1 pseudogene is annotated in these 221 nt (G+C 48.0%); it reads right to left on the bottom strand.

The annotated features are described in order from the left end of the window. Nucleotides 1–221, bottom strand: a pseudogene (locus L2D08_RS23895) (NAD(P)H-dependent oxidoreductase); the annotation flags it as partial.

Here is a 221-nt window from a genome sequence, read left to right as displayed (position 1 = left end):
AAGCTGGCAAGGTGATAGGGGCGGTACAAAATGTGGTGCTCTCTGTCACCTTTCTTCAGCAGGTAATTCAGTTCGTGTGCTACCGCTTCATTTTGGCCTTTTACGATGACAAATACGCCAGGCGCCAGGCCATCCACATATTCGACGACACCAAAACTGTTTAATACGCCGCCATTTTCTTTAACGTCCAAATCCTTAATGACGGAATCAAGGTCTCCGGC

The organism is Domibacillus sp. PGB-M46, assembly GCF_022668875.1.
In the GTDB taxonomy this organism is placed as follows: Bacteria; Bacillota; Bacilli; order Bacillales; family Domibacillaceae; genus Domibacillus.
Note: the sequence above shows the minus strand (reverse complement) of the source record. Positions and strands in the feature narration are given on the sequence as shown.